We start from the raw sequence: 24,148 nt of genomic DNA, 5'->3' as shown, positions 1-24,148 counted from the left end.
CAATCGCCAGAACGACGACCGAGAGAACAAGACTTGCCAGCACATAGCCGATCGCGGCGCCGGTCTCGCCGCGCTCCCATAATGTCACGGCATCGAGCGAGAAGGTCGACCAGGTCGTAAATCCGCCGATAAGTCCCGTCGTCACGAACAGGCGCAACTCCGCATTTTCGATGCTCTTGGCGGCAAACAGGCCGATCATCATGCCCATCAGCGCCGAGCCGACCACGTTGATGGCCAAGGTTCCCCAAGGGAAGGTTGGCCCCATAAGACGTAGTGCCACGATGCCGACGCCGTGACGCAGCATGCCGCCCACGCCCGAGCCCAGGAACACGACCAGAAAGCCAAGCCAGATCGGCATCGTTCACCCCGTCACTATCATCTGAACTGCCGTCACCGAGAGGAGAGCGGCGACCAACAATTGGAAACGGTGCACCGAAAGGCGCTTGATGAAATCATGCGCCAACGCGCCGACCACGACCGAGGGAAGGAAGGCGACCAGCACGTTTCTCGAGAAGCGGCGGGCGTCGGCATCGGACGACAAGCCGGAGACGACCGACCAGAGCCGCGCGCGGTACAACCAGCAGATCGCGAGGATCGCCCCGACCTGAATGACGACATCGCTGATCCCGGCTTGCCGCCCTTCGTAGCCGATCAGTCGTTCGGTCAAAATGAGATGGCCGGTAGAGGAAACCGGGATGAACTCGGTCGATCCCTCGACGATGCCGAGGACGATCGGAGCGATCAGCGAGGGTAGATCCGTCACGTCCGGGGCTTCGGTCGCGACACGAAGGGATTGGTGAAACGTGCTTTGGCGCCGAGCTCGGCTTCGATCTCGATCAGTCGGTTGTATTTGGCCAAACGCTCACCCCGGCAGGGTGCGCCGGATTTGATTTGCCCGGCGCCGACCGCAACCGCGAGATCGGCGATAAAGGCGTCCGTGGTCTCGCCCGACCGGTGCGACACCATCGTTCCCCATCCCGCAGCGTGGCAGATGCGAACCGCCTCGATCGTCTCCGTGACGGTGCCGATCTGATTGGGTTTGATGAGGGCTGCGTTGGCAGCTTTTCGAGCGATGCCTTCCCGGATGATCCGGGGATTGGTGACCAGGAGATCGTCGCCGACGATCTGGATCCGGCTACCCTGGCTTACGGTCTGGTCGATGAACCCTTGCCAGTCCTCCTCACCGAACCCGTCCTCGATCGAAACGATCGGATACGCATCGATCCAGCGCCCGTAGAGCGCGAGCAAGCCTGCGCGGTCGAGCAGGCCCGTTCCCGACCGCGCAAGATCGTATTGCTCCCCATCCGATAAGGACGATGCGGCTGGATCGAGCGCGATGGCGATGTCTGTACCCGGTCGATAACCCGCGGCTTCGATCGCATCGACGATCAACTCGCAGGCGGCCTCGTTGCTTTTGAGGTTCGGGGCAAATCCGCCTTCGTCGCCGACTGCCGTCTTGAGGCCGCGACCATGGAGGAGGTCGCGCAATGCGGCATAGGTTTCCGCACCATAGCGCATCGCTTCGGCGAAGCTGGAGGCTCCCACCGGAACGATCATGAATTCCTGAAAGTCGAGGCTGCTATCGGCATGCTTGCCACCATTCAGGACGTTCATGCACGGCATCGGAAGGAGGTAGTCGGTCGTACCGGCGAGCGTCTCGTAAAGCGGCTGCCCGAGCACCGATGATGCGGCGCGCGCGACCGCCATCGAAACACCCAGAATCGCATTGCCGCCAAGCCGCGCCTTGTTCGGCGTGGCATCGCGTTCGATCATCACCCGGTCGATGTCCGGCTGCGCGCAGACATCCATTCCGATGATCGCGCTGCCGATCTCGCCTTCGACGTTCTGCAGGGCTTGCCGAACACCCTTTCCGGCGAAACGATCGGGGTTGTTGTCGCGGAGCTCGACGGCCTCATGTGCGCCTGTCGACGCACCCGACGGCACCGATGCCGATGCTGTGATGCCGTTGTCCAAGGTCACGGTGACGGACAAAGTCGGATAGCCTCGGGAGTCGAGGATCTCGAGGGCACGGAGGCTGGTGATGTGGCTGCTGGCCGGCATGGTCGGAGTCCTTGTCACTGAAGGATAGCGCGACCGATGATCGCGGTCGTGTAACTGAAATCGTAGAGGATCGCCCCTCCGGTCGGGATATCGAGGGTCTCGACCCGGGCGGCATCAAGGCCGTCGAGCGCCATAACCAGCGCCCGCAACGCGTTGCCGTGGGAGACGACGAGTGTCGTGCCGCCACTCATCACGGCAGGCAGCATCGTCCGAACGTAATAGGCGAGCACGCGCGCGACGGTGTCGCGCAGGCTCTCGCCGTGTGGCGGGGCAGCCGCATAGGAGCGTCGCCATTGGCGGACCTGATCTTTACCGTAGCGATCCGACGCCTCGGTCTTGTTGAGACCAGTGAGCGCACCGTAATCGCGCTCGTTGAGCGACCGGTCTACCGTGATAGGGACATCTGGTGCCCCCATCACGGCAGTGACGATAGCCGTCGTGTCCGCGCAACGCCGAAGGGTAGAGCGGAAAATCCGTGCAGGCCGAATGCCTTGCGCGATCAGGCGGTGTGCGATCGCCTCGGCCTGACGGTGCCCCAGAGGCGTTAGCGCCGGATCCGCAGAACCAGTAAATCGGTTGGCTGCGTTGGCTTCGCTTTCGCCGTGTCGAACGAGGACCAGACGCGCGTGCGGGAGCATCGTCACCCCTCAGTGCGCCATCAGCAGGGGTATATCGGCAGCGGCGAGGATGTGGCGCGTCGTGCCGCCCATGAACCACTCGATGATCTGGTTGTGCCGATAGGCGCCGGTCACGAGAAGCTCGGCGCCGATCGCTTTCGCTTCGGCGACGAGCTGGGCACCCAGATTCTCGCTGGAGCGCGGCACCACATGCAATTCGTGACGAACACAGATTTCGTCGAGCAAGGCTTCCAAGCCCAGCGCCGGATCGGTTTCTTCACCGATGCGGATTGCCGTGACACGCTTGGCGACACGAAGCCACGGGGCTGCCTCCTCAATGGCGTGGCACGCCGTGTCACTGTCGCTGAGCCCGACGGCCATGTGCTCGAAGCCGGTTCGCGCGCCGGCTCTCCACCCAGCCGGGACGATGAGGACGGGCTTGTCGGTCGAAAAAATTGCGGCGTGCAGGGCGTCGCCGCCGTCCATCGTCTGCTCGCGCGCGATGACGATCAGCGCATCGACATTTGCCGCCTCCTGTTTGACCGTCGCTTCTTCGGTGCCGACGATCGAGCGCCAGGCGACCTCGGGTGTGTCATCGCTGGTAGCTGCGGTCCAGGCAACGAAGGCGGCCCGCGCCGCATCCGCGCGCTCTTGGGCTGTCCCCTCGTCGCGCGCGCGTAGGCGTTGAAAGTCGATCTCCTCGCTCGCAACCGCGATCTGCTCGGGATCGACGACAACATTGAGGGCCTCGATCGATGACTCGCCAAGAGATCTGGCGGCGAGAACCGCCGCATCGAGGCAGGCGGCAGCGCTGTCGGCACCGACAATCACGGCAAGCAGTTTCATGGCATCGTCTCCCGGGCGGGGGTGAAGGCGTGTGTGAAGTTTCCGGAATGCTGGGCACCGGATCGTTTGAACCCTTGCGACGGCGCAGGATGGCTCTTCCCCGCCCATCCCATCCAGGCACCCTCATTTGGATACGCGAAGTACCGCGTCACAAGGCGCATCATGACTGGTTCCACGACCGAATGACCGGCTCGTCGCCATCATGTTCGTACCCGAGGACGCTGATGCTGGCCGTATCGAGCAGGAAATAGGCAGCGGCCCCGACGGGTAAGCCGAGCCAGCGCGCTGTCAGCACGCGGAGAATATGAGCGCTCGAGAAGATCAGGACATCGGCGTTGCGCCCACGCAGCGATGCGATGACGCGATCGGCTCGGGCTGCGACCGCCTCCGGAGTCTCTCCTTGCGGGCAGCCGTCGCGGAACAGGTTCCAGTCCGGGCGGTCGGCGAGGATCTCCTTCCTGGTTCGTCCCTCGTAGGCGGCGTAATCCCATTCCGCGAGATCGTCGGCAGGCACCAGGCGGGTCGCGAAACCGGTCAATTCCCCGGTCCGGCGCGCCCGTATCGAAGGGCTCGACCAGACGGCGGTAAAGTCCAAGCTTGGCAGACGTTCGGCTATTCGTTTCGCCGCGGCTTCTCCTGCCTCGGTCAGCGAGATGTCAGTCCGTCCCGTATGCTGCCGCGAAACGCTCCAAGCGGTTTCACCGTGACGGACGAGCCAAATCTGTGGGAGCCGGTTCATCGCCGCATCGCCTTTTCACCCGATGGGACGGATGCTGTTCCTATACCGAGCGTCCGATCGGGGAAGCCGCCGGCATCGAGATAGCGGATGCCGCCCAGCTGCTGATATTGCAGGACGGTCGCGAGGCCGTTGGCAGCAGGCTGCGAGCGCTCTTCGCGACCCTCGTAGCGCGGCACCGTTCCACCCGGCATCGCCTCGCGCAGTACCCGGCCGGTCAGATGGCCGCGCGGGGTGGGGAGGAGATTCAGCAATGCCATCATGGTGCGGCCCACGTCGACATTGCTGACCGGTGCTGGATCGACAAAGCCGCGCTTGAAGTCCGGGCCGGTCGCTGCGGTAAAGTTCAATGTGTCACCGCGGCCGAAGCTGCCGTGCATGCCCTGCCCCTGCTGGAGGGTCGTATCGGAGACTTCGATCTGGCAGTTTGTCGCAATCGCACACCCGGTGTTGGCGGATCGGAAGTTGACGACGATCGACGGCACCGGCGGGAGTGCCTCGCCCTTCAAATTGATCGCGGAAAGCGGCAGTGTTCCGGCGATTGCTCCCAGGCGGTCATCGACGAAGATACCGCTGACATAGTCCTGATCCAGCAGTGCGGAAACGACCCGTGCCGCTAGGGCAGGATCGCGGGTCGGTAGATAGAGGAGGTCGGACCCGCCATTTGCCGCCACCACTACGTCAGGTCTCGTCGCATCGGCACCGAGCACCGCGTTGCCGCGGCTCGGATGCTTGCCGTCCGCGACCCGCGTGTTGCCCGCTTCTGGATCGAATACGGGCATGTTCAAGGCGGACGCCAGATCAAGCGCAAGGAAGCCGGGCGGTAGGAAACCTTCGGGAACATCGACATAGCGCCCGCGTGCTGCGGAGCTGGTCCGGCTTTCTTTGGAGATCGTAGAGAAGCCGTGATCCGACGTGACGATGATGTCGGTCGTCTTCGCAAGACCCAAGCGATCGAGTGCTGCGCGCAGCTTCGCTAGATCATAGTCGGCATTGCGGATCGCGGCGAAGGTCGTGGGACCGTTGATGCCCGGCGTCAGCTGATTGAGGCTGTCGCCCTGATTGTGCTGCGTGCCATCGGGATCGCGCGACCAGAACACCATGGCGAACGGCCGGTGCTGCTTTCGGAAGACCGGCAAAGCGACCCGGGTCGCGACGTCGATGAGATAGTCCTGCTGCACGCGGTTGGCACTCGTCGTTCCGGGGATTCGGGCATCCCCGGACCGTCCGTTACTGCCGCGGTCCGGTGCTTGCAGCGCAAGCCCTGCCTGCGTGAGGCGAGCGGCAACGTCGGCAGACAGCGGAATCCCGCCGGGACGCCCGGTTGAATCGTCGATGATGAGTGTGGTGGCTCCGTCGCGTGCACGATGGTCCTGGATCAATGCGGGACCGAGCTTGCCGATCGCGGCCGTGCCGTACCCTGCTTGCCGCGCCGCTTCGAGAACGGTGGTCTCGTTGAGGTAATTGCCCCCGAAATGCTCGTCGACCTCGCCCAGAACAGCATCGTTCTCGAGGAAGGGCGTCACGCTGCCGGCAGCTGCAGCAATCGGCGCACGAGTCCATATCGTGTTGCTGAAGTCTCCGGTGTCGCCGAGCTGGTGACCGGTTGCGAGCGCCGACGCATTGGCGGTGGTGAACGTCGGGAAGACCGAGTGGCTGTTGGAAAAATAGGTGCCGGTGTCCCGCAATTGCGCGAGCGTCGGCGCGCTCTGGGATGTGACGATCTTGCCTCGCAGGCCGTCGATCACGACAAGAATGACATTGTGGGGCGCCGGGTGGCGCTTTGGCGTGCGCGCCTGAACCGTGGGCGAGACCGTGAGGACCAGGGTCGCAGAGAGTGTCGCAAGGAGGCGCATCGTTGGGTTCCGGTTTCGAGGTTCAGGCAAGGGCGACGAGCACGGCTCCCGCACCGATCAGGACGATCCCAAGCCAGCCGCGGGTGGAAAGATGCTCACCGAGAAACGCCACGCCGAGCACCGCGACGAAGACGACGCTCAGCTTATCGATCGGTGCGACGCGGGCGGCATCGCCGATCTTCAAGGCGCGGAAGTAGCAAATCCAGGAGGCACCCGTCGCAAGGCCCGAAAGGGCAAGGAACAGCCAGCTTCGCGGACTGATCGCATCGAGTGGCTGAAATTTGCCCGTGACCGCAAGAAGGATGGTCAGCACGGCAACTATCACCAGCGTCCGAAAGAGCGTGGCCAAATCGGAGTCGATCCCTTCGACGCCGATCTTCGCGAAAATCGCGGTCATCGCGGCGAAGCCGGCGGAGCCCAATGCCCAGACGAGCCAGGACGCTGAAGCGGTGCTTCTCATCCTCGCGCTCACTCCGGCTCTGCCGCGAGGATCGCGGGCGCGGCATCTTCGTGACGGATACCGGCAGAGCCAATGCTCCAGTGTTCGAGATGCTTGTAGACGATAACCTTGCCTCCAAGGATCTCGCCATGTGCTTCGCAGAAGCGTTCCAGTTCGTGGCGCTGCCCGATCAACTCGACACACATGGTCAGGTGCGGATCGGCGATTTCGGAACCATTTTCGCGCACCGGGCCGTGATTGCTGTAGCCGTAGTGCGTGTTGTGAGCGACCGCGTTCATGATGCCGTCGCGCTTCGCTTGCGCGACAAGCTCACGGTAGAGCGGCTTGCGCGACCAGAAGCTGCGCGATCCGGTCGCGATCTTGTCGGATGGCTTTAGATAGATGCGGATCATACCGATCTCGCTCGGCGTCACCTTATGCTGTTGAGACATCAGTCATGCTCCTTGGTGATGACGGGGGTCGGGGATGGACGGGGGCCGCGCCGTGACGCACGAGCATCGCGCAGGGTCGCAGCCCCGGTATGCGCGCGAGACGCGCGCTTTGGCACCGCGATCCGCTGCGACAGGTAGATGCCGTTATGGCCCGAGCAGATGTAGGCGATGAAACAAGCGACTGCGATTGGGACGGCGTGGGCCGCTCCGAACAGCTCGATCCCCATGATCGTGCAGGCGAGCGGCGTATTGGCCGCGCCAGCGAACACCGCAATGAAGCCTAGTCCCGCGAACAGATCGAGCGGTGCGCCAAGCAGCCAACCGAGCGCATTACCGAGCGCTGCGCCGATGAAAAATAGTGGGGTCACCTCGCCGCCCTTGAAGCCGGCGCTAAGCGTCACGACCGTGAACAGCATCTTGAGCGCCCAGCTCCACCGATCGGCAGGGCCGGTGAAAAAGCCGGCGATCGTGGGATCACCGGGAATGGCCGACCATACGCCTAGGCCGAGATAAGCGCGTGTACCAACGATCCAGACCAGCGCGATGACCAGCACCCCGCCCAGCGCCGCACGCGCAGGGCCGTAAGGGATATGGCGCTTCAAAACTCCGCCGAAGGCGTGGTTGGCTTCTGCAAACACAAGTCCGGCGAGACCAAACGCTACGCCGGCTATTGCCGCCTTGAAGAGCAACACCGGCTCGACGAACAAGGCACCGCTCGCGGAGGCCACATAGGTGATGTGGTAAGGCGTATGATGGATGCCCCAGGCGTGACATGCCCAGTCGCCGACCAGCGCGGCTAGCAGACAGGGGATGATGCCGCCGTATTCGATACGTCCGACGGCCAGCACCTCGAGTGCGAACACCGCCCCGGCGAGCGGGGTCCCGAAGACCGCACCGAAGCCGGCTGCGACACCTGCCATAAGCAGAATGCGGACGCTGGCAGGATCGAGCCGGAAGAGGCCGGCAACGGCGCTGGCGAGACTGCCGCCGAGCTGGACCGCAGTGCCCTCACGCCCTGCGGAACCGCCAAAGAGATGAGTGGCGATCGTGCCGATGAAGACCAACGGTGCCATGCGCAGCGGAACGCCGCCTCCGGGCTCGTGTATCTGCTCGACGATGAGATTATTGCCCGCTTCGACCGAACGGCCGGTCAGGTGATAGAGCAACGCGACCGCCGCTCCGCCTAAGGGCAGGAGGTAAAGCAGCCAGGGATAGTCGAACCGCGCCTGTGTCGCGGCGTCGAGGCTCCAGAGGAAAGCCGCGCAGAGTGTTCCCACCAGCGCCGCCATCGGCACGAGGATCAGCGTCCAGCGCAACACCGACAGGGCATGGTCATGGCGATCGCGAAAAAAAGCGGCCAAATTTAATTCGTTATAGAGATTGCGAAACGTCGCGCGCACAATTCCTCCTTGCTGCCTTGCGGCGCCCGGTAGGAATCATCGGCCCTTGCGAGGGCGGTTCGGCCAACATAGCCAGGCGGAAATCCATCGCCTTCGGCCGCTATATGTCGCCGCGGTGCGGCAACGTCAATCCGATGTAGAAATGAAACTGTATGGTTGCCGGATGACAGGCCCGAAACGGCAGGATAACTGACGGACCGATACTGTTGCTCGCAGCCATCCGATTGCTGTGGCCGGCGGAGCAGGCGAAGAGCCGCCGCCCAAGGGCGGCGAGGTCACGCCGCTGTTCTTCATCGGCGCGGTGCTGGGTCATGCGCTCGCCGGCCCGATCGGTGTCCCCGTCGACCTCCTTGCCGCGCTCGGTTTCGTGGCGGTGTTCGCGGGCGCGGCCAATACGCCGCTCGCCTGCACGATCATGGGCGTCGAGCTGTTCGGCGCCGAGACCGCAGTGCCGGTCGCGGTCGCCTGTTTCGTCGCTTACGCCTGCTCCGGGCATAACGGCATCTACCTGTCGCAACGGGTGGCGGTGCCGAAGCGGGCGGGCAGCACCCTGCCGCCGGACCTGACGCTGCGCGATGCGCGCGCGCTCCGTCCCGTGTCCGACCTTTCAGACCTGTTCGCTCCTTACCTCACGGAAGGCTTATCCATGTCCGACGCCCACCACGTGTCGCAGACCGAGATCGGCTGGTCCGCATCTACATGAAGCTAGCCGATAAGGCGGTAAAGCCGGGCACGCGCTCACGCTGGGCTGCCAAGCCGCTCGACCGAACGCTCGTCGCGCAGGCCAAGGCGGACGGAATCATGAACGCTGTCGCCCACTATACCCACTACGGCTACAGCAACCACGGCCCGGTGCATGAGAACGGCGCCGAGATCGCCGATCCACACCTCACCATGTGTGTCGAACTGATCGGCCAGCGCGAGCAGCTCGAAGGCTTCTGCCGGGCGCATGGCGACCTGCTTGCGAACAAGGTCATCGTCTACAAGCACCTGGAGCATTGGACGGTCAGCCCGGCGGGCTTGCGCCAGGAAGATGCGGATACGGCCGAGCTGGTTGGCTGAGGCATGGGGCCATACCTGATTGTGTTCGCCGGGGCTGGTTCCGACGGCATGCTGCGGTATGGGCTGAACGGCCTCAGCCTGCGCCTGTTCGGCCCCGACCTGTCGATCGGAACGCCCATCATCAACGTGCTCGGCTCATTCCTTATGAGTCTGCTGGGGGGCTGGTTCTTGTTGCGAAGCGGATCGAGCCCGGGATGGCGATTGTTCCTCACCACCGGCGGGCTGGACGGCGTCACGACCTTCTCGACCTTCTCGCTGGAAGCGGCCTTGCATTAGGAGAGAGCCGAAGTCGGGCAAGCTGCCCTTTATGTTGTCGGATCGGTTGGGCTGGGCGTGCTCGCGCTGTTCGGCGGCCTCGCTCTCGTTCGCTCCTTCAGCCCGGCTTAGCGGCGCCAACCGGCTCAGAAGCGATCATCTTCCTTGACGTTGTCAACCTTCGCCTTGTGTTTGGCGCGGACCGACTCCTCCAGCTCCAGAATCTCGGCCGATTCTTGCGTGGTGGGCTTCTTCTTGTCGATATCGCTCATGAAGTCCCCCGTCTGCAAAACTACTGGTACACCGTTTCGCGCCAAGGATTATTCAGGGTTTCTGCTCGGCGTCCCGCCGGTCCGCTTCGGCCGGGGTCTGCCGGGCGCGTTCGCGGATACGGCGTTCGAGCGGTGCGCCGACGAACAGCACGAGCATCGCCAGCAGCAGACCGCCCACAAGCAGTGGCCACACCGCCAATCCCGCTGCCGCTCCGAGCGTCGCTGACACCCAGATGCACGCCGCCGTTGCCAGCCCATGCACCTCCTGCCCGCTGCCGACGCGCAGGACCGCGCCCGCGCCGATGAAGCCGACGCCGGATAGGATGCCCTGCATCACCCGACCTGCTGCATCGGCGTTCACGTTCGGCAAGCCGCTGTGGACGATCGCCTGGACGGCGATGCAACTCGCGAGCCCGACCAGCCCTAGCGTCCGCAGACCCATGATCTGTCGGTTCTCGCGTGACCGTTCCCAGCCGAGCGTCATGCCGGCCGCCGTCGCCACGATCATCCTGCCGATCGCGTCGACCCAGAAGGCGAGATCGACCGACAAAGGCGGCGGATTCACTCGACCAGCACGTGGACGTGGTGCCAGGCCGTGCAGAGGTATCCGGCGAAGTTCCACATCGTATCGGGTAGTTCGGGCTGACCCTGGCCCGCATCGTCGAACGCGCGCACCACAAGGTGCTGGCGCCCCTTGGGCAGTTCCGCATCTAGCGACCAGCGCTGCCAGCTCCACTGCCCGTCCGGATCGTCGGAGAAATCGACCTGCCGCCAGTCTCGACCGCCGTTCAGCGACACCTCTACCCGCGACACGCCGCGCTCATAGGCGACGGCATAGCCCTCGATCCGGACCTTGCCCGCGGGCAGGCTCTCGCCCGAACCAGGCGAGCAGATCGCGGCGTTGAGCGGCATGGCGTTGATCGTCAGCCCTTGCGTCCAGTCCGCCGTCTCGCTGGTCACGTCGGCCGGAAAAAGCTTGTAATCGTGCGCCTGGATCGGCGCCTCGGAGGGCGTGTCCTTGACCTCGATCCGGGTCAGCCACTTGGCGCTACGCACGCCAGCATAGCCTGGCACGACCAGACGCAACGGCGCACCGTGCTCGGGTGCCAGCGGTTCGCCGTTCATCGCCCAGGCGAGCAGCACGTCGGGCGCCCGCGCCTTGGTCATAGCGATCGAGACGCCGAACGGTGCCACCTCGCCTTCCACATCCACCTCGTCAGCGCCGGTGAAGCAGACGAACAGGTTGGACGCGTCCGATGCTCCAACTGCATCCAACAGGTCTGCGAGCCGCACGCCCGTCCACTCGGCATTGCCGATCGCGCCTATGTCCCATGGATCGCCTGAAGTCTTGCCCACCTGTTGGAGATCGGTCCGGCGGTTGCCGGCGCATTGAAGCACAGCCGTGACAGTCCGGACCGGAAAGCGCGCCTTCAACTCCGCAATCGAGATGGAGCACTCGCCCACACTGATCCCGCCCACCTCAATCCGGTGATCGGCCGGCAGGTCCGGCACGGGCCCATGGCTGCGCACATAGAACAGGTTCTGTGGCGTCAAAAACCGCTCGATCAAGGCGCCGGGCACCGGCTCGGCGTTGTAGGGCTCGGGGTTCCGCTCTATCATCAGCTCGCTCATGCTATTGTAACGCCTGACAATCGGTTTGGCCTCGGCCTCATCCTCACTATCTTGCCCGATCATGCGATGTGCAGCGCGGCCAGCAGCGTCAGGCTGATCGCGGCCAAGCCGAGCAACGACAACACGACGGCCATGGTCACGCGGCCCCCGGCCTTGGCGACGGTGCGGACGTCCACGCCGAGCCCGAGCGCCGCCATGGAAACGACGGTCAGCAGCGTGGCGCTCCGGCCGATCGGCGCGATGGCGACGGTCGGCACCAGACCTAGCGAGCGGCAGGCGACCAGTGCGAGGAAGCCGATGATGAACCAGGGCACGAGGTGGGCGAGGTCCATCCGCTTGGCCGTAGGCGCACCGGCGACGAACTCGCCTTCGGGAACCGACTGCGGCGCGAGACGAGGCGCCACCAGCGACAGAACAAGGCACACCGGCCCGAGCATCAGCACGCGCACCAGCTTGACGAGCGTACCCATCTGCACGGCGGTGGCGCCCAACGGCGAGGCGGCTGCGATCACCTGCGGCACGGCATAGACAGTGAGCCCGGCGAGCGCCCCGAAGGCGAGCCCGCCCATGCCGAGCGCAATCGCGAGCAGTGGCAGGCCAAGCACTACCACCACACCCAGTACCGCCGTGAACGCGATCGAGGCAGCTACGTCGTCGCTGTCGGCGCCGATTACCGGTGCCACGGCCGCGATGGCGGAGTTGCCGCAGATTGAATTGCCGCAAGCCACCAGCAGCGCCATCCGCGTTGGCAAGCCGAGCAATCGGCCGATCCCAAAGCTGAGCAGGATTGCGCTCACGACCACGCCGGCGATACCGGCGAGGAGCGGCAGCCCGGCCGCCAAGATGGTCGCGGCACTGACCGAAGCACCGAGCAGGACGACCGCCACCTCCAGTAAGTATTTGGCGCTGAATGCGATGCCTTCGTGCCACCTTTCATCCGGGGTCCACAGGCTGCGCACGGCGGTGCCGATCAGGATGGCGAGCACCAGCGCCTCCAGCCACGCCTTGCCGGCCAGTGCGCGCTCGCCCACCTCCAGCGCGTAGGCCGAGCCGGTGACGGCGAGGCAGAGGCCGACGCCGGGCAGCAGCGCGGGCAATCTGCTAGTCTGGACGGTCGGGAATATACGATCGGGATAGGCAAAACTGGCCACGGCGGTGTTCCTTCCGTCGCACGATCTAAACCCTGCCTACCGATCGCTCCAACTTAGCCTTGTTGTCATTCCGATCGTCAATCGTGATCGGTTTCTATATCAGGTGCGGTGTGACACTGGAGCAACTGCGCATCTTCGTCGGCGTGGCCGAGCGCAAGCATATGACCGTCGCGGCGCGGCCTTAAACGTCACGCAGTCAGAGGCTTCCGCAGCCATCGCCTCGCTTGAGGAGCGACACGCAACCAAGCTCTTCCACCGCGTCGGGCGCGGCATCGCTCTGACAGAGGCCGGACGGCTGTTCCTGACCGAGGCTCGCGGAGTTCTTGCGCGGGCCGACGCGGCCGAGACGGTGCTGGAGGAGCTTGGCGGACTGAAGCGGGGCACGCTGCGCCTCGTCGCCAGCCAGACCATCGCCGTCTGCTGGTTGCCGCCCATCCTTTCAACTTTCCATGAGCGCTATCCGGCGATCAGTATCGAACTGTCGATCGGCAACACCGGGCAGGCCGCGGTACACGTCAATGACGGCAAGGCCGATCTAGGTATTGTCGAGGGCGAGATCGAAGATCCAGCGTTGGCGCATTGGCCGATCGGCGAAGACCAGCTGTTGCTCGTCGGAGCACAACCTTTCGCCGACATCGACATCGACGCGACATGGCTGCGACGAGCGCGCTGGGTGCAACGGGAGCCTGGATCAGGCACGCGATCGACGTTGAATAGCGAGTTGCGCGGCTTGGGGGTCGATCCGGCTGCCCTCGACGTGGCGCTGACGATGCCGTCTAATGAAAGCGTCCGAACGGCCGTGGAGGCTGGGGTGGACGTTGCTGTCCTGTCGGCGCTGGTGGTCGACCCGGCCATCAAGGCAGGTCTGTTGCACGTCGCACCGATCACATTCGCTCCTCGCCCCTTCTTCGGGCTGCGGCATAAGGAACGCTATCGCACGAAAGCCGCGGATGCGCTGTTGGACGTGATCGGGTTGCAGCGGCGGTAGGTACGCATCGGCATTCTCAAAACGCCATCCTTTGTGGGACCGCCCGCGATCGCCATCTCCTTGCTGAAACCTGTCTGACCGCACTCCACCAGATTTGCGCCATAGTAGGACGGGACATCGCCCACGAGCGGCCGGATCTGGCAGTAGCTGTTGTTCAGCAGACCGTGCCGGGACGACGCCTTTGTCCCTGAAGGCATCGATTACGGCGGAAAACCCTGTCGCCATCCTGGATGCACGACAAACGGGTGTTTTCCGACATGGCAGGTCAATCGCCTCTCACTCAACAGGGGGATGGCTGGGAGGGGTCGCGAAGCCGAACATCGTGTTCGCGTAGGGTGAGTGGCAGGTTTTGAGAGAAGCCGCCATTTACCCCTTTGCTGAGGAACGGCGTGAGTTGGTCGGAACCCGCCGATCCGCTTTAACGTACTTCGTCTAACGATCCTTGGTGAGCTCGACCGCAGTCGCACGGTCGTTGCTGGAAGCCCTGCGACTGTCACCGATGTCCGGTCGATCGCCTGCCTCGATGCGGCTGGCTAGATCGCTGTGAAGCGAGACCAGCTCGGGTAGAGAATGCTCCCCAGCCGCAGGCCCCAGCCTGCGCTCTGCATCGTCGAAGATATCTATGGCGCCCGCCAGTTCGGGTTCGCCGTAAAGCGCTGCGCTTTCCCCTGCACGCCATAGCTCGGCGAGTTCGTGGGACCTTATCAGGCAAGCCGAGGCTGTACGATCGACCGCCACGGTGGTGCCCGGTGGTGCCGGCGGCGCAGCCCCCCTCCCCTTGATCTCGGCTCGCGTTAGTGCCGCCAGGCGGTAGCGCAGGACCCGGGTCTCCGGGGTATCCGTTGGTGAGGGCTGATACTGCCGGTTCAGGAGAACAATAAGCTCGGCTGTGCTGGCGGCCGACGCGGCGTTGCGCCAGTCCGTCAAGGACCGCTCGTCCGATAACAGATCCGCGGGTTGAGTCAGGATAAAGCGCTCGAGGAGCGGATCGCTGGCTACTGCGACAGGCAGGGGTGCTCGGTTACCGTTAGCGGCGGCATGGGCGAAGCCGATCGCCGCCGCAATCGTACCGAGTTGCGTCTTCATGATTTCACGATCGCCGATCGATCGCCCTAGGATCATCTCGAGGATCGGCGTTAGATCCGTCACGGCGGCCTGGCCCGCATCGATCGTGTCGAGCCTATGGACGATCTCTTTGTGTGTCGCCTCGATGCGCTGGGTGCTCGCGGTCAGCGCATCGAGCTGCTCCTGCACGAACGTCAACGCATCCAGAACGCCTGCAAGAGCAACGCTTACCTTGTCCGTGCTCATCGTTCTGGCCCACCCTTATCCGGCGAACGCACTCGGTCCCGAGTGGCGCGGTCGCGATCCAATATCTCGCGAAGGACCTCCTCCGGCTTGCTTGGCGTCGGTGCCGTGGCCTGCCGTTCGGCCTCGTCCATAAGCGAGCGAAGGCGCTCGGATACCCCCGAAGGTCGGCGTTCATGCGGCGTGTCTTCGGTCCGCTCGGGTCTCTCCCGAAGTGCTTGCTTGGCCTCCAGCTTTCCACGCAAGACGCGAGAACGTTCCAGTGCTGCGGCGATCGGATCGGGCCCGGGATCCGCAACAGCGGGGCGCGTCCGAGCATCGACAATCGCGCCGCGCGTGCGGGACGGTGAACCGGCACGCATCGCCCGAGCGGAGTTGGGCTCGGGCGGCGGCAATGCCGCGACGAACCGCCCGAGGCTCTGTGCCACCACCTGATCGGCGAGGGAGGGCGAAGCCGACAGCTCCGCGACGGATCGCATATAGGTCGCGCGAACGATGGCCTGCCGACTTGCAATAATGGCCTCGACCGGGTCGGATATACCCTGGTCGCGGAGGCGCATGGCGCGCTCCGCCCGGCTCCTATCGAGCCGCGGAACCTGCCCCTTGTCGCGCATCTTTTGTACCGCAATGTGCTCATGCGCGGGGTCAATACCGCGCGCCCTGGTCGGCGTGGCGTTGGCCTCGATGCCGCGTTCGCGGAGCTTCTCGGCGAAGCGTTGCCGCCATCGAAACAGATCATCCCGGTCCGGATGAAAGCGGCGCCCGTCAAAATCGCGACGCGCGATCGTGATGTGAACGTGCGGATGGTCGCGATCGACGTGAAGGCCGGCAACCCACGACCGGTTCGCAAACTCCTCGCGTGCGAAGTCCAGGGCCGCCGCTTTCAAACGCTCCGGATCGGTCCCCGTCGGCATCGAGAGGATCATCGAAATGGACGTCGCACCCTTGCGTCTGGCGTCCCCGTCCATCTCGAAGCTATGCCAATCCGTCGCGAGAATCTGCATGTCCCGTCCGTCACGCAGCATGACGCCCTCGCTCGTTTCAAGACCGAGTTCCTCGTCGGAACCGTGACCCAGCCGGCTGATGTAGGCGAAGTTGGCCATGACGTGTCCGCCGCCATGCTGTCGCCCCGTGATCCGCACCATGACCTCGGGGACGCGACGCGATGTGCGATCCGCAGCCATGGTCGCCTGGCCGCTCATTCGGGCCTGCGTTCCGCCCCCGAAAGCGTGCTTAGCCTGCGCACTGGCACGCGACGTCCCCGACGAGGATGCGGCTTTCGGGAACATCGACGCAACGGCAAGACCGAGCATCGTGCCCCCCGTTCTCGGGCCCTTTGCGTTGCCGCCTCCAGTCCCGAGGCGGTACTTCTTCGGCGGCGCGAAGACGCCCGCCATGGAGTCCATCGTTCCAGAAGAGAAGCGGAAGCTCACGCTCCTGACGCTCGGTAGGTTTCGGTCCAGTACCCGACCTCTGCCCCGATCGAAGCAGATAGGCCCAGCCGGGTCGTAAACAGCAGCGTCTTCAGTTCCTCACATTTCTCGATGAGGGGACCGGCGACGCGGGCGATGTCGAGCGAGCTTTCGGGCTGGTTGGCGGCGTTCATCGCATGGACCGCCTGGTTGATGTTCCGGCCGATCAGAAGCACCTGCTTGCGCAACGCGACGATCTCAGCCTGGGTGGCTGGCGCCAGCCTCAGCACGCCCGCCTTGTCCCAAAGCTGCCAGCGAAGCGTGCGTTTGATCCATTCGTTTCGCGTCATCTTCATCGGCGCCGCTACGGTGTCGATGCCTTCGACCTCGCTCCGGTCGAGGCGGACGGTGACGCGAATGAGATCGTCGGGATCCCCCCTACCCTGAATCGGCATCACCGGAATGTCATCGTTCTCCGGAGCCAGCACTGCGTTGGCCAATACGTTTGCCATCCAGCGACTTCGGGTCTGCCCATTCGCCGCGGCAACGCGGTCGATCTCGGCGACCAAATCGTCCTTCAACCGCAGGCCTACATTCATCTCAAAAGCCCCGTGCAGCGGCGCCCCACAAACCAATGTTAAACATTGGTGCCGTGAGGCATATCCTGCCATCCCTAGTAATTGCCTGTTCTCATGAAACAACGACCTTTTTGGAGCTAAATCACTCCAAACGCGGAGGTGAAAAGTGATTGACTGTATGCTTGCTACAAGTAACTTTCGTTCTTGTGGCGCCGGCGCAAGGCGTTTGTACGATTAGGTACGCCTACCTGCTATCTCCCGGATTGCCCGCAACATGGTAAGTTGTTCTCTATTGGAACCGGATTCAAAGAATGGCTCGATCAAGAAACGCCGTCGATCTCGCAACAATCGAGGCTCGGCGGGAAGCTCTAAAAGCGGAACTTGCTCATCTGGACGAACAGGCAAAGGCGGCGGAGCAGACGGCTCGAGACGCTGGTCGTCCGGTTCTAACCGCAGCGCTCGAGCGGGTTAAAATTGCAGCGATCGACAAAGCGGATGCCCGGGCAATCGCGACGGCTATTTCGAAACACGGCGGCAAAGCGGTGGCAAGCCAGCTTGCGTCGCTAGGCTAGGCTTCCAGGTCCACCATCCAGACGAGAAGCCGGCGTTGGCCTAGTATCCAGATTAGGGCAGCCTCATCGGATGCCTCAACGCTTGAACCTGACCGCTCTCCTTGTCGACGAATATGACACCGCGCTCTCTTCTTCGTCGAGAAGCTTGGCTTCGAACTGCGTGAAGATACCGTGCTGACCGATGACAAGCGGTGGGTGGTGGTCGCGCCGCATGGTGCGGCAAACGGACTGTTACTAGCGCGAGCGGTTGGCGACCGGCCACGTGAGGCGATCGGCGATCAAAGCGGCGGTCGCGTGTTCCTGTTTCTCGAAGCAGACGACTTTGCCCGTGACCACCTCGCTTACACGCAGCGGGGCATCCGTTTTGTTGAAGCGCCTCGCCATGAACCATATGGCACGGCGGCGGTCTTCGAAGACCTCTACGGAAACCGATGGGATTTGATCGAACCTAGCGTGGGCAAGGGATGACCTTCGATCCGCCATTCTATGCGGTAAGCGCATTGGCTGGGATCGAACGCAGCGGTTCCCCAATCTTGGCAGCCACGGCCTGTCTGGGTGTTGCGCCGACGGAGGCTGACGGCCGGCGCTCGCTTCAGCGCGGCCTAGCAGGATACCCGAAAGCAGATTGACGGCGCCAGATCAGGCTGCCCCCTCCCCTGCCGGCCTGCCACAGACTGCGTCGTGTTGGTGGTTGGCGATCGCCCGTGCGCCTGTGCACGCGAGCGCCGCTCGTATGGTGTTTCGGGCGCTGTCGCGGTCCTGCCAAGCGAGGTATCACGCCCTATTTATTCGATCGTGGGGCCGCCTTTAACGAGGTTCTGCGGCGCGCGGGCGGTCAACCAAGATTGCGTTGCGTCGCCGCGCTAACGGCCATGCAAGCCCCCTGCCCTGCCTATGAAGCAGCCCCGCCAATCTCGCGCTCGTAAAGCAAAAGCGCCGCATCAGCGACGACGTCGGCGAGCACGCGTTTGCGTGCCGGGTCCGCGTCACGAAGAGCATAGAGTCGCGCAGCGGTCTCGGGATCTACCCTCACGTTGATCGCGATATTGCGATTGCCGGTTACGCGTGGCGGCCGTTGGAATGTCCCGGCTTGGGGACGCTCTTGAGGCACGGGCGCCGCTACAGGCGGAGCAGCTACAGCTGGGACAGCCGGACGCGACGGAAAGCCCGCCCCGTCGCTGATCTCGCGTAGCTTGGCTGGATCCTTGTTCGGGGGCGTATCATCGAACTCCGAGAGATCGAGCCGGGTCCGGGTCATGCTGCCTCCTTCACGGTACGCGCCTTACGCAGCCTCGCGATCACCGCTGCCGCGTAGGCCTCGGCGTTCTCGAGCGCTGCCTTCATGTTGCCGACGCCTTTGTCGTTGATGGTGCGAAGCGTTCCACCAGCGGCGAACATCGCGCGGTAGGCCTCGCGATTATAGATCATGACCGGAAGGACTGGAATTTCAGCATCGTTGAACTGCTCCGCGATGTCCTTCTGATTGTTCGAGCGCAGCGCCGGCGGGATTTGGCTGAACAGGATCGCATAATCGATCTCTGTCCTGGTGCCGCGCGCCGTCTGCTTGACGAGCTTGATAGCGCGGGCAGCCTGGGTGGCATCCAGATGCGACCCCTTGCAAGGAATGATCACCAAATCGCTTTGCGCGATTGCGAACGTGACGGTCGCGGTCGCCGCGCCTTCGAGGTCGACGAGTGTGAAGCGCGCCTCCGACGCGCCCCTCTCGATCTCGTCGATGATCGCGTTTTCGTCGCGGCACCCGACGACAGTTATCGCATCCGGTCGTCCCGGTAACTGGCCCCAGTCGACCAGCGGAAGGTTCGGGTCAGCATCGATCAGGCGCACGGTACCCCCCGCCTCCGCCAACTCTCCGGCGAGCAACAATGTCGCGGTGGTCTTGCCCACCCCGCCTTTCGGCGACACGAAGCTGATGACTGGCATGCTGCTCTCCCGTTGCGGCCAGGTTGCTACCATGTAGCAGCCAGCGTTCATGAAGCTGCTATATCGCAACCTAGCAGCTAGCGTCTAGCGACTTTGACGCAATCTGACAGCGAGCAGCTTGCGATATGGTTGCGATTTGATCGCAAATTGACCGCGAGGTGGTAGCGAGTTTATCGCGAGCCTGTTGCAGCTTAGGTGCGACAATGTTGCGGCCAAGAAGCTACATGCTCGCGGCCTGGTTGGTAGCCGGTTGCTACTTGCTACCAACTAGCGATACGCACCCTTGCGATACCGTCGAGACGCGGTTGTATAGGCGCGAGGAGCAGGGCCACACCGTGTATGAACATGCTACGTCATAGCTATCGGGTTGCTACCCGAACGCAAACCGCGATCAGATCGCTACAATGTCGCTAGCTCGTTGCTACCAAGCAGCTACCAGACGAAGGAACAATCACCCTCAGTTCGCGTGTCGCCAAAGCAATTGATGAATCCGCAGTGCCAAGCCACAAATCGACAAGAGATTGAGACGCCGAACGCGACGAACGCGATCGGCGTTCACCAAAGCGCAAAATGGCGAAATCGATCGTGAAGTACCCACGGCCCGATCTCGTTCGACACGACCTGCACCACACCGGATATAACGACGCTCAAGACGAAGACCCGATCCTCTAATCGGGCGGCCGAGGCCGCCCGGACGATGTTCATTCCTCCCAGAGCGGCTTGAGCTTGCGGGTCCGCTTTACTGCGGGGGGGGGTGCCCGCTCGGGCATCCCGTGTGCTGCGATCTCCGCTCGGACGTTTGCAAGTTCAGCGAGCCATGCCTGGGTGCGTGCGGTTTGGACGTGCATGTGAACCTCCGTCTGTTCGTTGAGACGGATGCCGGCTGACGATCGGGTGGGGTCAGGGTCACAGGACCGCGCAGCGGCCGCGCAAGCGGGGCGTGGGGGTGCCGATTTTGTCGTGGTCGGAGCGAAGCGAAGGCCGCGTCAAAATCGGGGGAACCGCGCATCCTTGACGCTGGCTCCGCCCGGTCGTCACGATGGACAGAGTCGACGACAGAGCCTTTCCGACGTTGGTAGGGCAGGGGAGGCGGCGACCCACGCGACGGTCTTGCCTCCCACGCGCGCCAATCACCCTTCCCGTACAACCGTCGTTGCCCAAATCGCGACCGTCAGCCGGTCGCTATCGAATTCCGCGGCAAGTCACGGGCATTGAGCCACTCGATCTCATCGGGAAGAAGGCCGCTTCATGCGGACGTTGCCACGTGGGAAGTCGATCTCGCGTTTCCGTCGCACGCGCTCGGTTGCGCTCATCGCAGGGCGTTGAGTGGGGAGGGGGGACTCGACATTCGCGATCCGATCCTCTCGGCAGAACGAAGAGCCCCGACGCCATCACGCCGGGGCGGTGCATCATCGTTCGTCGACGCGCATGATCGTCAGGACGCGCGTGGTCTTGAAAGGATCTGCCGGATCCTCCGAGCCCGCGCTCAGGTAGTGATTGTAATAGTCGATCTTCCAGTAGCAGTCGGCGCCTTCAAACCGGAACCGGCCCAGATCGTGCTCGCCGTACGTGTCGATCGCTTCGTCGAAGGCAGCGAAGTCGCGAACCGCGCGGAGCAGCTCCGCCCGCTTGCGGAAGTTTCGGAAGAGGCTGACGTCGCCTATCAGGTCTGCGATCCCGCTGGTCATCACGACACGGTTGTTGCCCGGGGCGGTGAGATGCTCGCGCAGCCAGTCGTTGAGGCGGGCGATCTCCGCTGCGCCACCCTTGGCGTGGTTCGATTGAGGCGTTTGCTCGGCCATGATGGTCTCCTGCCAATGACCCCGACGATCGGGGCCTTTCGACAGGCGACAGGACGGCCGGGGCATAGATCGCTCGCGCACCCATAGGGTCGCAACGGAGTGGAGAAGCCCGCTGGCGGGCTTGCGCGGGAGGGCGCCCCGGCCAGGACGTAGGAGCCCGAAATGCCGCGCGGATCGTCGACCTGGAAGAGACTTCAGGTCGAGGCTGATGCTGGACGACCACGCCGATCGGGGCGTATCGTTCGACCATGGAAACGGCTGCCAACATCGTTGCCCTGTGGCCCCGCTGGATGGACAGCGCCGGCGATATGCTCAGGATGAAGGCGTTGGTCCGGACCCGGTGCTGCAAATGCGGAACGCTGATGCGGGCCGAGCTGGAAGACATCGTGGCACGCCACGGCTCTAACTATTCGCTCGTCGACAAACTGGAGCGCTGCCGGATGGTCGAGTGCGAAGGGTCTACCTTCTATCTGGCGTCGCGAACCTATGGCCGCGAATGGGTGACGCTCCTGCGCGACCCGCGACTGATGAAGGTGTTCGAGGCACTGACGCCTGTCCGGACGGCGTGGAGCTGATCGCCAGCCTCCGGAAGAGATTCCGTCTGAATTTGGATCCCGCACCCAAGCGGTGGACAGAAAGAAGCAGAAGCCCTTCGTCTCACGGCGCTGCTGTGCTTGCGCAGCAGGGCCGGGGCGGGCTCGATGCCCGCTCCGGCGCCTTCATGACGAGCGGAAAGGGGAGGGGGGCCGAAGCCCCCCGGGAGGCTCAGGCGTAAGGGTCGTACTCGTTGACGATCGTGAGCGAGCCGTCGTGATCTTCGGCGGTGATGACGGAATATTGGGTGCCGACGGCGATGACCATGGTTGCCACCATCAAGGTTCTTGCGAGGCCCATGGCGTTTTTGCGGGCGATCCAGATATCGTTGAACATGTCCGAGGCTCCTGTGAAGCCGGCGGGGTTCATCCCCGCTCGACAGGCGCCCGACAGGACGGGGAAGGGCCGCGATCACTTTTTTCGCTTGCGAAAAAAGCCGTAGCGAAGCGCCCGGACCCCTGGCGGGTTGATCGTACAAGGCCCTGAGCCGGCCCAAGGATTGCGCCTCAAGAGCGGGGTGAAGCCCGCCTGCCCGGAACGTCGTGCTCAGCGTTGGTTTGCCGGTAACGCGCGCCCTCGCAGGCGCGGTGGACACCTGCCCAGTCCGTGCCCCCTCTCTGCGCCCCGATGTCGACGGGGACAGTGCGCTGCGCGGCGGTGCAGCCCCGGCCGGGCTAGGATGGAAGGAAGTTGCCGCTTTCCGGAAAGAAGTTTCCGCGCTGCGCGTCCGTCAGTCGATCGTCACCCGAACGGGCCGAGACCGGCTACGGGCTCGGTGCAGCGAAGCGGAATAGAGCGACGGTCCCGGCTTCGCCGGGAGACGCCAACTCGGTTCGAGACACCAACAAAGACAACCCGGTTTCATAACAAGGGTTTAGACGGGATGGCGAGCTCTACCGTCCCTTATGCCGTGGTCGTCGACGACGATCCGTTTATCCTCATGCACGCCTGCGACATTCTAGAGGAGGGCGGGGTTTCGTTTTCACGAGGCGAGTACGGGCAAGGAGGCTAAAACCCTTCTAGCCGATCACGCCGACGATGTGACGCTACTGTTCTCCGACGTGGAGATGCCTGGCGACACTGACGGGTTCGCGCTGGCCCATTACGTTGCCGAGCATTGGCCCTGGATCGAGATCGTGATCGCAAGCGGCAACGTGAAGCCGGGTCCGGGGGACATGCCCGACAAAGCGACGTTCATCGGCAAGCCGTTCAACGATCGTATGGTTCACCGACATTCAGGGAGAAGCTGCCGCACAACAAGCAACCCGAGCAGCTCAAGCAGGCGGTTTAGCTGCTTTTTGCAGAATTTGTGACCTTGCGGTCCTGATTGCCGGTGAACGCGAGAAGATGCCCGGAGCGTCAGCTCCGGGCCCGTACTGCCTCCCTCAGAAGGGGACGTCATCCGCCTCATCGTCCTGGGCGGCGCCTTGGCGTTCCTGGCGGCTTTTGCCGTAGGAAAGGAAGGTCACTTCGTCGGCGATGATCTCGACACCGTAGCGCTCGATGTTCTGATCGTCGGTCCAGCGGGTGTAGTGGATGCGGCCCCGGACCATGACCTTCTGGCCCTTCTCGACATACTGCGCGACGGTCTTGCCGACCCCGTTGAAGCAGGTGATCCGATGCCATTCGGTGTCCTCGACCCGGCGACCTTCGCCATCCTTCATGGTCTTGCCATCCTGGTCGCGCTTGGGCCGCGAGGTGGCGAGGGAGAAGTTGGTGATCTTGGTGCCGCCCTGGGTGGTACGGACTTCAGGCGTGGCGCCGACGTTGCCGGCGAGGATGACGAGGTTCTGCATTTCGAGGTTCCTTTTTTGCTCGCCGGGGGGTCCGTCCCCTCGACTGAACACCAAAAAAGACGGCCAGGACGCCCTCTCCACCGAAAGCGCGAAGACGCGAAGGGGAACCCCGATCGAAGGGGTGGTGCGGGCAGCCGTGGCACACGGCAACTCGGCCCGAATGATCGCGGGTTGGAGGGGGTGGACGGCCGGATTAGGTCGTTCAGGAAAGAGAGGGGATGGACCCCCACCGGCGGGCAACGGACATGGAACCGTGAGGCAGGACGCCCTTGTCGCGTCGCTCGTCCGGCAGTGTCACTGTTCCTGGTTCCGCTATCCAGGCGCTCTCTGACACCCTCCCTCGCCGGTGCTCGCGCCCTGCGCCGGTGCCTGTCGTGA

At 63.7% G+C, this 24,148-nt stretch carries 29 protein-coding genes, 1 pseudogene and 1 riboswitch; of the genes and pseudogenes, 8 read left to right on the top strand and 22 right to left on the bottom strand.

Annotated features, from left to right (window positions below; all coding sequences use genetic code 11):
* The 10 genes from crcB to AC07M8_RS16830 all read right to left on the bottom strand — a co-directional run.
* Positions 1 to 358: fluoride efflux transporter CrcB (gene crcB, locus AC07M8_RS16875; RefSeq protein ID WP_495175392.1), on the bottom strand; the 358-nt coding region annotated here is incomplete at its 3' end.
* A gap of 3 nt (positions 359 to 361) precedes the next feature.
* The gene (locus AC07M8_RS16870; protein ID WP_056056372.1) at positions 362 to 763 is read right to left on the bottom strand and encodes an undecaprenyl-diphosphate phosphatase; all 402 of its coding nucleotides are present in this window, start codon (positions 761 to 763) and stop codon (positions 362 to 364) included.
* Entirely contained in the window at positions 760 to 2,061 is a 1,302-nt protein-coding gene (gene eno / locus AC07M8_RS16865; protein WP_121883984.1) for a phosphopyruvate hydratase, read from the bottom strand. The genes AC07M8_RS16870 and eno overlap by 4 nt, the downstream gene beginning before the upstream one ends.
* A 14-nt stretch (positions 2,062 to 2,075) precedes the next feature.
* Positions 2,076 to 2,699 (bottom strand): 2,3-bisphosphoglycerate-dependent phosphoglycerate mutase, encoded by a 624-nt coding sequence (locus tag AC07M8_RS16860; RefSeq protein WP_056056401.1) that lies wholly within the window; start codon positions 2,697 to 2,699, stop codon positions 2,076 to 2,078.
* Positions 2,700 to 2,708: 9 nt separating this feature from the next.
* Entirely contained in the window at positions 2,709 to 3,524 is an 816-nt protein-coding gene (locus AC07M8_RS16855) for a universal stress protein (RefSeq protein WP_121905592.1), read from the bottom strand.
* 160 nt (positions 3,525 to 3,684) lie between these two features.
* Positions 3,685 to 4,263 (bottom strand): histidine phosphatase family protein, encoded by a 579-nt coding sequence (locus AC07M8_RS16850; RefSeq protein ID WP_056056368.1) that lies wholly within the window; start codon positions 4,261 to 4,263, stop codon positions 3,685 to 3,687.
* Positions 4,260 to 6,116 carry an alkaline phosphatase family protein gene (locus AC07M8_RS16845; RefSeq protein WP_107963383.1) on the bottom strand — a complete coding sequence of 619 codons (1,857 nt, stop codon included), beginning with the start codon at positions 6,114 to 6,116 and terminating at the stop codon, positions 4,260 to 4,262. The genes AC07M8_RS16850 and AC07M8_RS16845 overlap by 4 nt, the downstream gene beginning before the upstream one ends.
* A 22-nt stretch (positions 6,117 to 6,138) precedes the next feature.
* Positions 6,139 to 6,576, bottom strand: a complete 438-nt coding sequence (locus tag AC07M8_RS16840; RefSeq protein WP_242152857.1) for an EamA family transporter — start codon at positions 6,574 to 6,576, stop codon at positions 6,139 to 6,141.
* A gap of 8 nt (positions 6,577 to 6,584) precedes the next feature.
* Complete coding sequence (locus tag AC07M8_RS16835) at positions 6,585 to 7,007, bottom strand: DUF190 domain-containing protein (RefSeq protein WP_056056363.1); 423 nt, start codon at positions 7,005 to 7,007, stop codon at positions 6,585 to 6,587.
* Positions 7,007 to 8,407, bottom strand: coding sequence for a voltage-gated chloride channel family protein (locus AC07M8_RS16830; protein WP_056056360.1), 1,401 nt, complete (start codon positions 8,405 to 8,407; stop codon positions 7,007 to 7,009). Before AC07M8_RS16830 ends, AC07M8_RS16835 begins: the two co-directional genes overlap by 1 nt.
* 23 nt (positions 8,408 to 8,430) lie before the next feature.
* Positions 8,431 to 8,508, bottom strand: a riboswitch (Fluoride riboswitch).
* Between the two features lie 161 nt (positions 8,509 to 8,669).
* Between AC07M8_RS16830 and AC07M8_RS16825 the strand changes: the two are divergent.
* From AC07M8_RS16825 to AC07M8_RS16815, 3 genes and pseudogenes are all read left to right on the top strand, one after another.
* Positions 8,670 to 9,002, top strand: a pseudogene (locus AC07M8_RS16825) (chloride channel protein); the annotation flags it as partial.
* Between the two features lie 104 nt (positions 9,003 to 9,106).
* Positions 9,107 to 9,469, top strand: a complete 363-nt coding sequence (locus AC07M8_RS16820; protein ID WP_082471096.1) for a DUF190 domain-containing protein — start codon at positions 9,107 to 9,109, stop codon at positions 9,467 to 9,469.
* A 3-nt stretch (positions 9,470 to 9,472) separates the two neighbouring features.
* A complete protein-coding gene (locus AC07M8_RS16815) occupies positions 9,473 to 9,745 on the top strand; it encodes a CrcB family protein (protein ID WP_201780755.1) in 273 nt (90 codons plus the stop codon).
* A 125-nt stretch (positions 9,746 to 9,870) separates the two neighbouring features.
* On the opposite strand, the gene AC07M8_RS16810 is transcribed toward AC07M8_RS16815, so the two are convergent.
* From AC07M8_RS16810 to AC07M8_RS16795, 4 genes are read right to left on the bottom strand one after another with little or no spacing between them, the layout of a single operon-like run.
* Positions 9,871 to 9,996, bottom strand: a complete 126-nt coding sequence (locus tag AC07M8_RS16810) for a hypothetical protein (protein WP_258191424.1) — start codon at positions 9,994 to 9,996, stop codon at positions 9,871 to 9,873.
* Positions 9,997 to 10,048: 52 nt separating this feature from the next.
* Positions 10,049 to 10,546, bottom strand: coding sequence for an MgtC/SapB family protein (locus AC07M8_RS16805; protein WP_051583498.1), 498 nt, complete (start codon positions 10,544 to 10,546; stop codon positions 10,049 to 10,051).
* 11 nt (positions 10,547 to 10,557) lie between these two features.
* The gene (locus tag AC07M8_RS16800; RefSeq protein WP_031440360.1) at positions 10,558 to 11,628 is read right to left on the bottom strand and encodes a sulfite oxidase; all 1,071 of its coding nucleotides are present in this window, start codon (positions 11,626 to 11,628) and stop codon (positions 10,558 to 10,560) included.
* Between the two features lie 59 nt (positions 11,629 to 11,687).
* The gene (locus tag AC07M8_RS16795; RefSeq protein ID WP_056056358.1) at positions 11,688 to 12,725 is read right to left on the bottom strand and encodes a YeiH family protein; all 1,038 of its coding nucleotides are present in this window, start codon (positions 12,723 to 12,725) and stop codon (positions 11,688 to 11,690) included.
* A gap of 58 nt (positions 12,726 to 12,783) precedes the next feature.
* On the opposite strand from AC07M8_RS16795, the gene AC07M8_RS16790 reads away from it, so the two are divergent.
* The gene (locus tag AC07M8_RS16790) at positions 12,784 to 13,767 is read left to right on the top strand and encodes a LysR substrate-binding domain-containing protein (RefSeq protein ID WP_435368477.1); all 984 of its coding nucleotides are present in this window, start codon (positions 12,784 to 12,786) and stop codon (positions 13,765 to 13,767) included.
* 432 nt (positions 13,768 to 14,199) lie between these two features.
* Here AC07M8_RS16790 and AC07M8_RS16785 read toward each other — a convergent pair whose 3' ends face one another.
* Genes AC07M8_RS16785 through AC07M8_RS16775 form a run of 3 tightly spaced genes read right to left on the bottom strand, consistent with a single transcriptional unit; the run spans position 14,200 to position 17,068 of the window.
* The gene (locus tag AC07M8_RS16785) at positions 14,200 to 15,078 is read right to left on the bottom strand and encodes a hypothetical protein (protein WP_121905590.1); all 879 of its coding nucleotides are present in this window, start codon (positions 15,076 to 15,078) and stop codon (positions 14,200 to 14,202) included.
* The gene (locus tag AC07M8_RS16780) at positions 15,075 to 16,508 is read right to left on the bottom strand and encodes a relaxase/mobilization nuclease domain-containing protein (RefSeq protein WP_259466936.1); all 1,434 of its coding nucleotides are present in this window, start codon (positions 16,506 to 16,508) and stop codon (positions 15,075 to 15,077) included. Before AC07M8_RS16780 ends, AC07M8_RS16785 begins: the two co-directional genes overlap by 4 nt.
* Positions 16,505 to 17,068, bottom strand: coding sequence for a hypothetical protein (locus AC07M8_RS16775; RefSeq protein WP_346731971.1), 564 nt, complete (start codon positions 17,066 to 17,068; stop codon positions 16,505 to 16,507). The genes AC07M8_RS16780 and AC07M8_RS16775 overlap by 4 nt, the downstream gene beginning before the upstream one ends.
* Positions 17,069 to 17,376: 308 nt before the next feature.
* Between AC07M8_RS16775 and AC07M8_RS16770 the strand changes: the two genes are divergently transcribed.
* On the top strand, positions 17,377 to 17,637 hold the full coding sequence (locus AC07M8_RS16770) for a hypothetical protein (RefSeq protein ID WP_121905588.1): 261 nt from the start codon (positions 17,377 to 17,379) through the stop codon (positions 17,635 to 17,637).
* Between the two features lie 171 nt (positions 17,638 to 17,808).
* On the top strand, positions 17,809 to 18,105 hold the full coding sequence (locus tag AC07M8_RS16765; protein ID WP_242152862.1) for a VOC family protein: 297 nt from the start codon (positions 17,809 to 17,811) through the stop codon (positions 18,103 to 18,105).
* A 424-nt stretch (positions 18,106 to 18,529) separates the two neighbouring features.
* Here AC07M8_RS16765 and AC07M8_RS16760 read toward each other — a convergent pair whose 3' ends face one another.
* The 3 genes from AC07M8_RS16760 to AC07M8_RS16750 all read right to left on the bottom strand — a co-directional run bounded on the left by AC07M8_RS16760 (position 18,530) and on the right by AC07M8_RS16750 (position 21,380).
* On the bottom strand, positions 18,530 to 18,895 hold the full coding sequence (locus AC07M8_RS16760) for a hypothetical protein (protein WP_147453227.1): 366 nt from the start codon (positions 18,893 to 18,895) through the stop codon (positions 18,530 to 18,532).
* Positions 18,892 to 19,578: a nucleotide-binding protein gene (locus AC07M8_RS16755; protein ID WP_121905587.1), complete on the bottom strand. Its 687-nt coding sequence runs from the start codon at positions 19,576 to 19,578 to the stop codon at positions 18,892 to 18,894. Before AC07M8_RS16755 ends, AC07M8_RS16760 begins: the two co-directional genes overlap by 4 nt.
* A gap of 1,409 nt (positions 19,579 to 20,987) precedes the next feature.
* On the bottom strand, positions 20,988 to 21,380 hold the full coding sequence (locus AC07M8_RS16750) for a DUF3768 domain-containing protein (protein ID WP_183128844.1): 393 nt from the start codon (positions 21,378 to 21,380) through the stop codon (positions 20,988 to 20,990).
* Between the two features lie 248 nt (positions 21,381 to 21,628).
* Here AC07M8_RS16750 and AC07M8_RS16745 point away from each other — a divergent pair, with 248 nt between their 5' ends.
* The gene (locus AC07M8_RS16745) at positions 21,629 to 21,955 is read left to right on the top strand and encodes a hypothetical protein (RefSeq protein WP_121905586.1); all 327 of its coding nucleotides are present in this window, start codon (positions 21,629 to 21,631) and stop codon (positions 21,953 to 21,955) included.
* A gap of 190 nt (positions 21,956 to 22,145) precedes the next feature.
* On the opposite strand, the gene AC07M8_RS16740 is transcribed toward AC07M8_RS16745, so the two are convergent.
* Positions 22,146 to 22,310 (bottom strand): hypothetical protein, encoded by a 165-nt coding sequence (locus AC07M8_RS16740; RefSeq protein ID WP_242152865.1) that lies wholly within the window; start codon positions 22,308 to 22,310, stop codon positions 22,146 to 22,148.
* A gap of 704 nt (positions 22,311 to 23,014) precedes the next feature.
* Here AC07M8_RS16740 and AC07M8_RS16735 point away from each other — a divergent pair.
* Positions 23,015 to 23,287 (top strand): response regulator, encoded by a 273-nt coding sequence (locus tag AC07M8_RS16735; protein WP_242152868.1) that lies wholly within the window; start codon positions 23,015 to 23,017, stop codon positions 23,285 to 23,287.
* A gap of 72 nt (positions 23,288 to 23,359) precedes the next feature.
* On the opposite strand, the gene AC07M8_RS16730 is transcribed toward AC07M8_RS16735, so the two are convergent.
* Positions 23,360 to 23,770 (bottom strand): single-stranded DNA-binding protein, encoded by a 411-nt coding sequence (locus AC07M8_RS16730; RefSeq protein ID WP_037527256.1) that lies wholly within the window; start codon positions 23,768 to 23,770, stop codon positions 23,360 to 23,362.
* Positions 23,771 to 24,148: the final 378 nt, after the last annotated feature.

It is taken from the genome of Sphingomonas sp. GW821-FHT09E03 (assembly GCF_059416225.1).
The sequence above is the reverse complement of the archived record's forward strand: the minus strand, read 5'-3'. Positions and strand labels throughout refer to the sequence as shown.

Excerpts from the sequence above, each read along its gene's own strand:
- eno (WP_121883984.1), bottom strand. The coding sequence starts at position 2,061 with ATGCCGGCCAGCAGCCACATCACCAGCCTCCGTGCCCTCGAGATCCTC.
- AC07M8_RS16860 (WP_056056401.1), bottom strand. The coding sequence starts at position 2,699 with ATGCTCCCGCACGCGCGTCTGGTCCTCGTTCGACACGGCGAAAGCGAA.
- AC07M8_RS16855 (WP_121905592.1), bottom strand. The coding sequence starts at position 3,524 with ATGAAACTGCTTGCCGTGATTGTCGGTGCCGACAGCGCTGCCGCCTGC.
- AC07M8_RS16850 (WP_056056368.1), bottom strand. The coding sequence starts at position 4,263 with ATGAACCGGCTCCCACAGATTTGGCTCGTCCGTCACGGTGAAACCGCT.
- AC07M8_RS16845 (WP_107963383.1), bottom strand. The coding sequence starts at position 6,116 with ATGCGCCTCCTTGCGACACTCTCTGCGACCCTGGTCCTCACGGTCTCG.
- AC07M8_RS16840 (WP_242152857.1), bottom strand. The coding sequence starts at position 6,576 with ATGAGAAGCACCGCTTCAGCGTCCTGGCTCGTCTGGGCATTGGGCTCC.
- AC07M8_RS16835 (WP_056056363.1), bottom strand. The coding sequence starts at position 7,007 with ATGTCTCAACAGCATAAGGTGACGCCGAGCGAGATCGGTATGATCCGC.
- AC07M8_RS16820 (WP_082471096.1), top strand. The coding sequence starts at position 9,107 with ATGAAGCTAGCCGATAAGGCGGTAAAGCCGGGCACGCGCTCACGCTGG.
- AC07M8_RS16815 (WP_201780755.1), top strand. The coding sequence starts at position 9,473 with ATGGGGCCATACCTGATTGTGTTCGCCGGGGCTGGTTCCGACGGCATG.
- AC07M8_RS16810 (WP_258191424.1), bottom strand. The coding sequence starts at position 9,996 with ATGAGCGATATCGACAAGAAGAAGCCCACCACGCAAGAATCGGCCGAG.
- AC07M8_RS16800 (WP_031440360.1), bottom strand. The coding sequence starts at position 11,628 with ATGAGCGAGCTGATGATAGAGCGGAACCCCGAGCCCTACAACGCCGAG.
- AC07M8_RS16785 (WP_121905590.1), bottom strand. The coding sequence starts at position 15,078 with ATGAGCACGGACAAGGTAAGCGTTGCTCTTGCAGGCGTTCTGGATGCG.
- AC07M8_RS16770 (WP_121905588.1), top strand. The coding sequence starts at position 17,377 with ATGGCTCGATCAAGAAACGCCGTCGATCTCGCAACAATCGAGGCTCGG.
- AC07M8_RS16760 (WP_147453227.1), bottom strand. The coding sequence starts at position 18,895 with ATGACCCGGACCCGGCTCGATCTCTCGGAGTTCGATGATACGCCCCCG.
- AC07M8_RS16755 (WP_121905587.1), bottom strand. The coding sequence starts at position 19,578 with ATGCCAGTCATCAGCTTCGTGTCGCCGAAAGGCGGGGTGGGCAAGACC.
- AC07M8_RS16750 (WP_183128844.1), bottom strand. The coding sequence starts at position 21,380 with ATGGCCGAGCAAACGCCTCAATCGAACCACGCCAAGGGTGGCGCAGCG.
- AC07M8_RS16745 (WP_121905586.1), top strand. The coding sequence starts at position 21,629 with ATGGAAACGGCTGCCAACATCGTTGCCCTGTGGCCCCGCTGGATGGAC.
- AC07M8_RS16740 (WP_242152865.1), bottom strand. The coding sequence starts at position 22,310 with ATGTTCAACGATATCTGGATCGCCCGCAAAAACGCCATGGGCCTCGCA.
- AC07M8_RS16730 (WP_037527256.1), bottom strand. The coding sequence starts at position 23,770 with ATGCAGAACCTCGTCATCCTCGCCGGCAACGTCGGCGCCACGCCTGAA.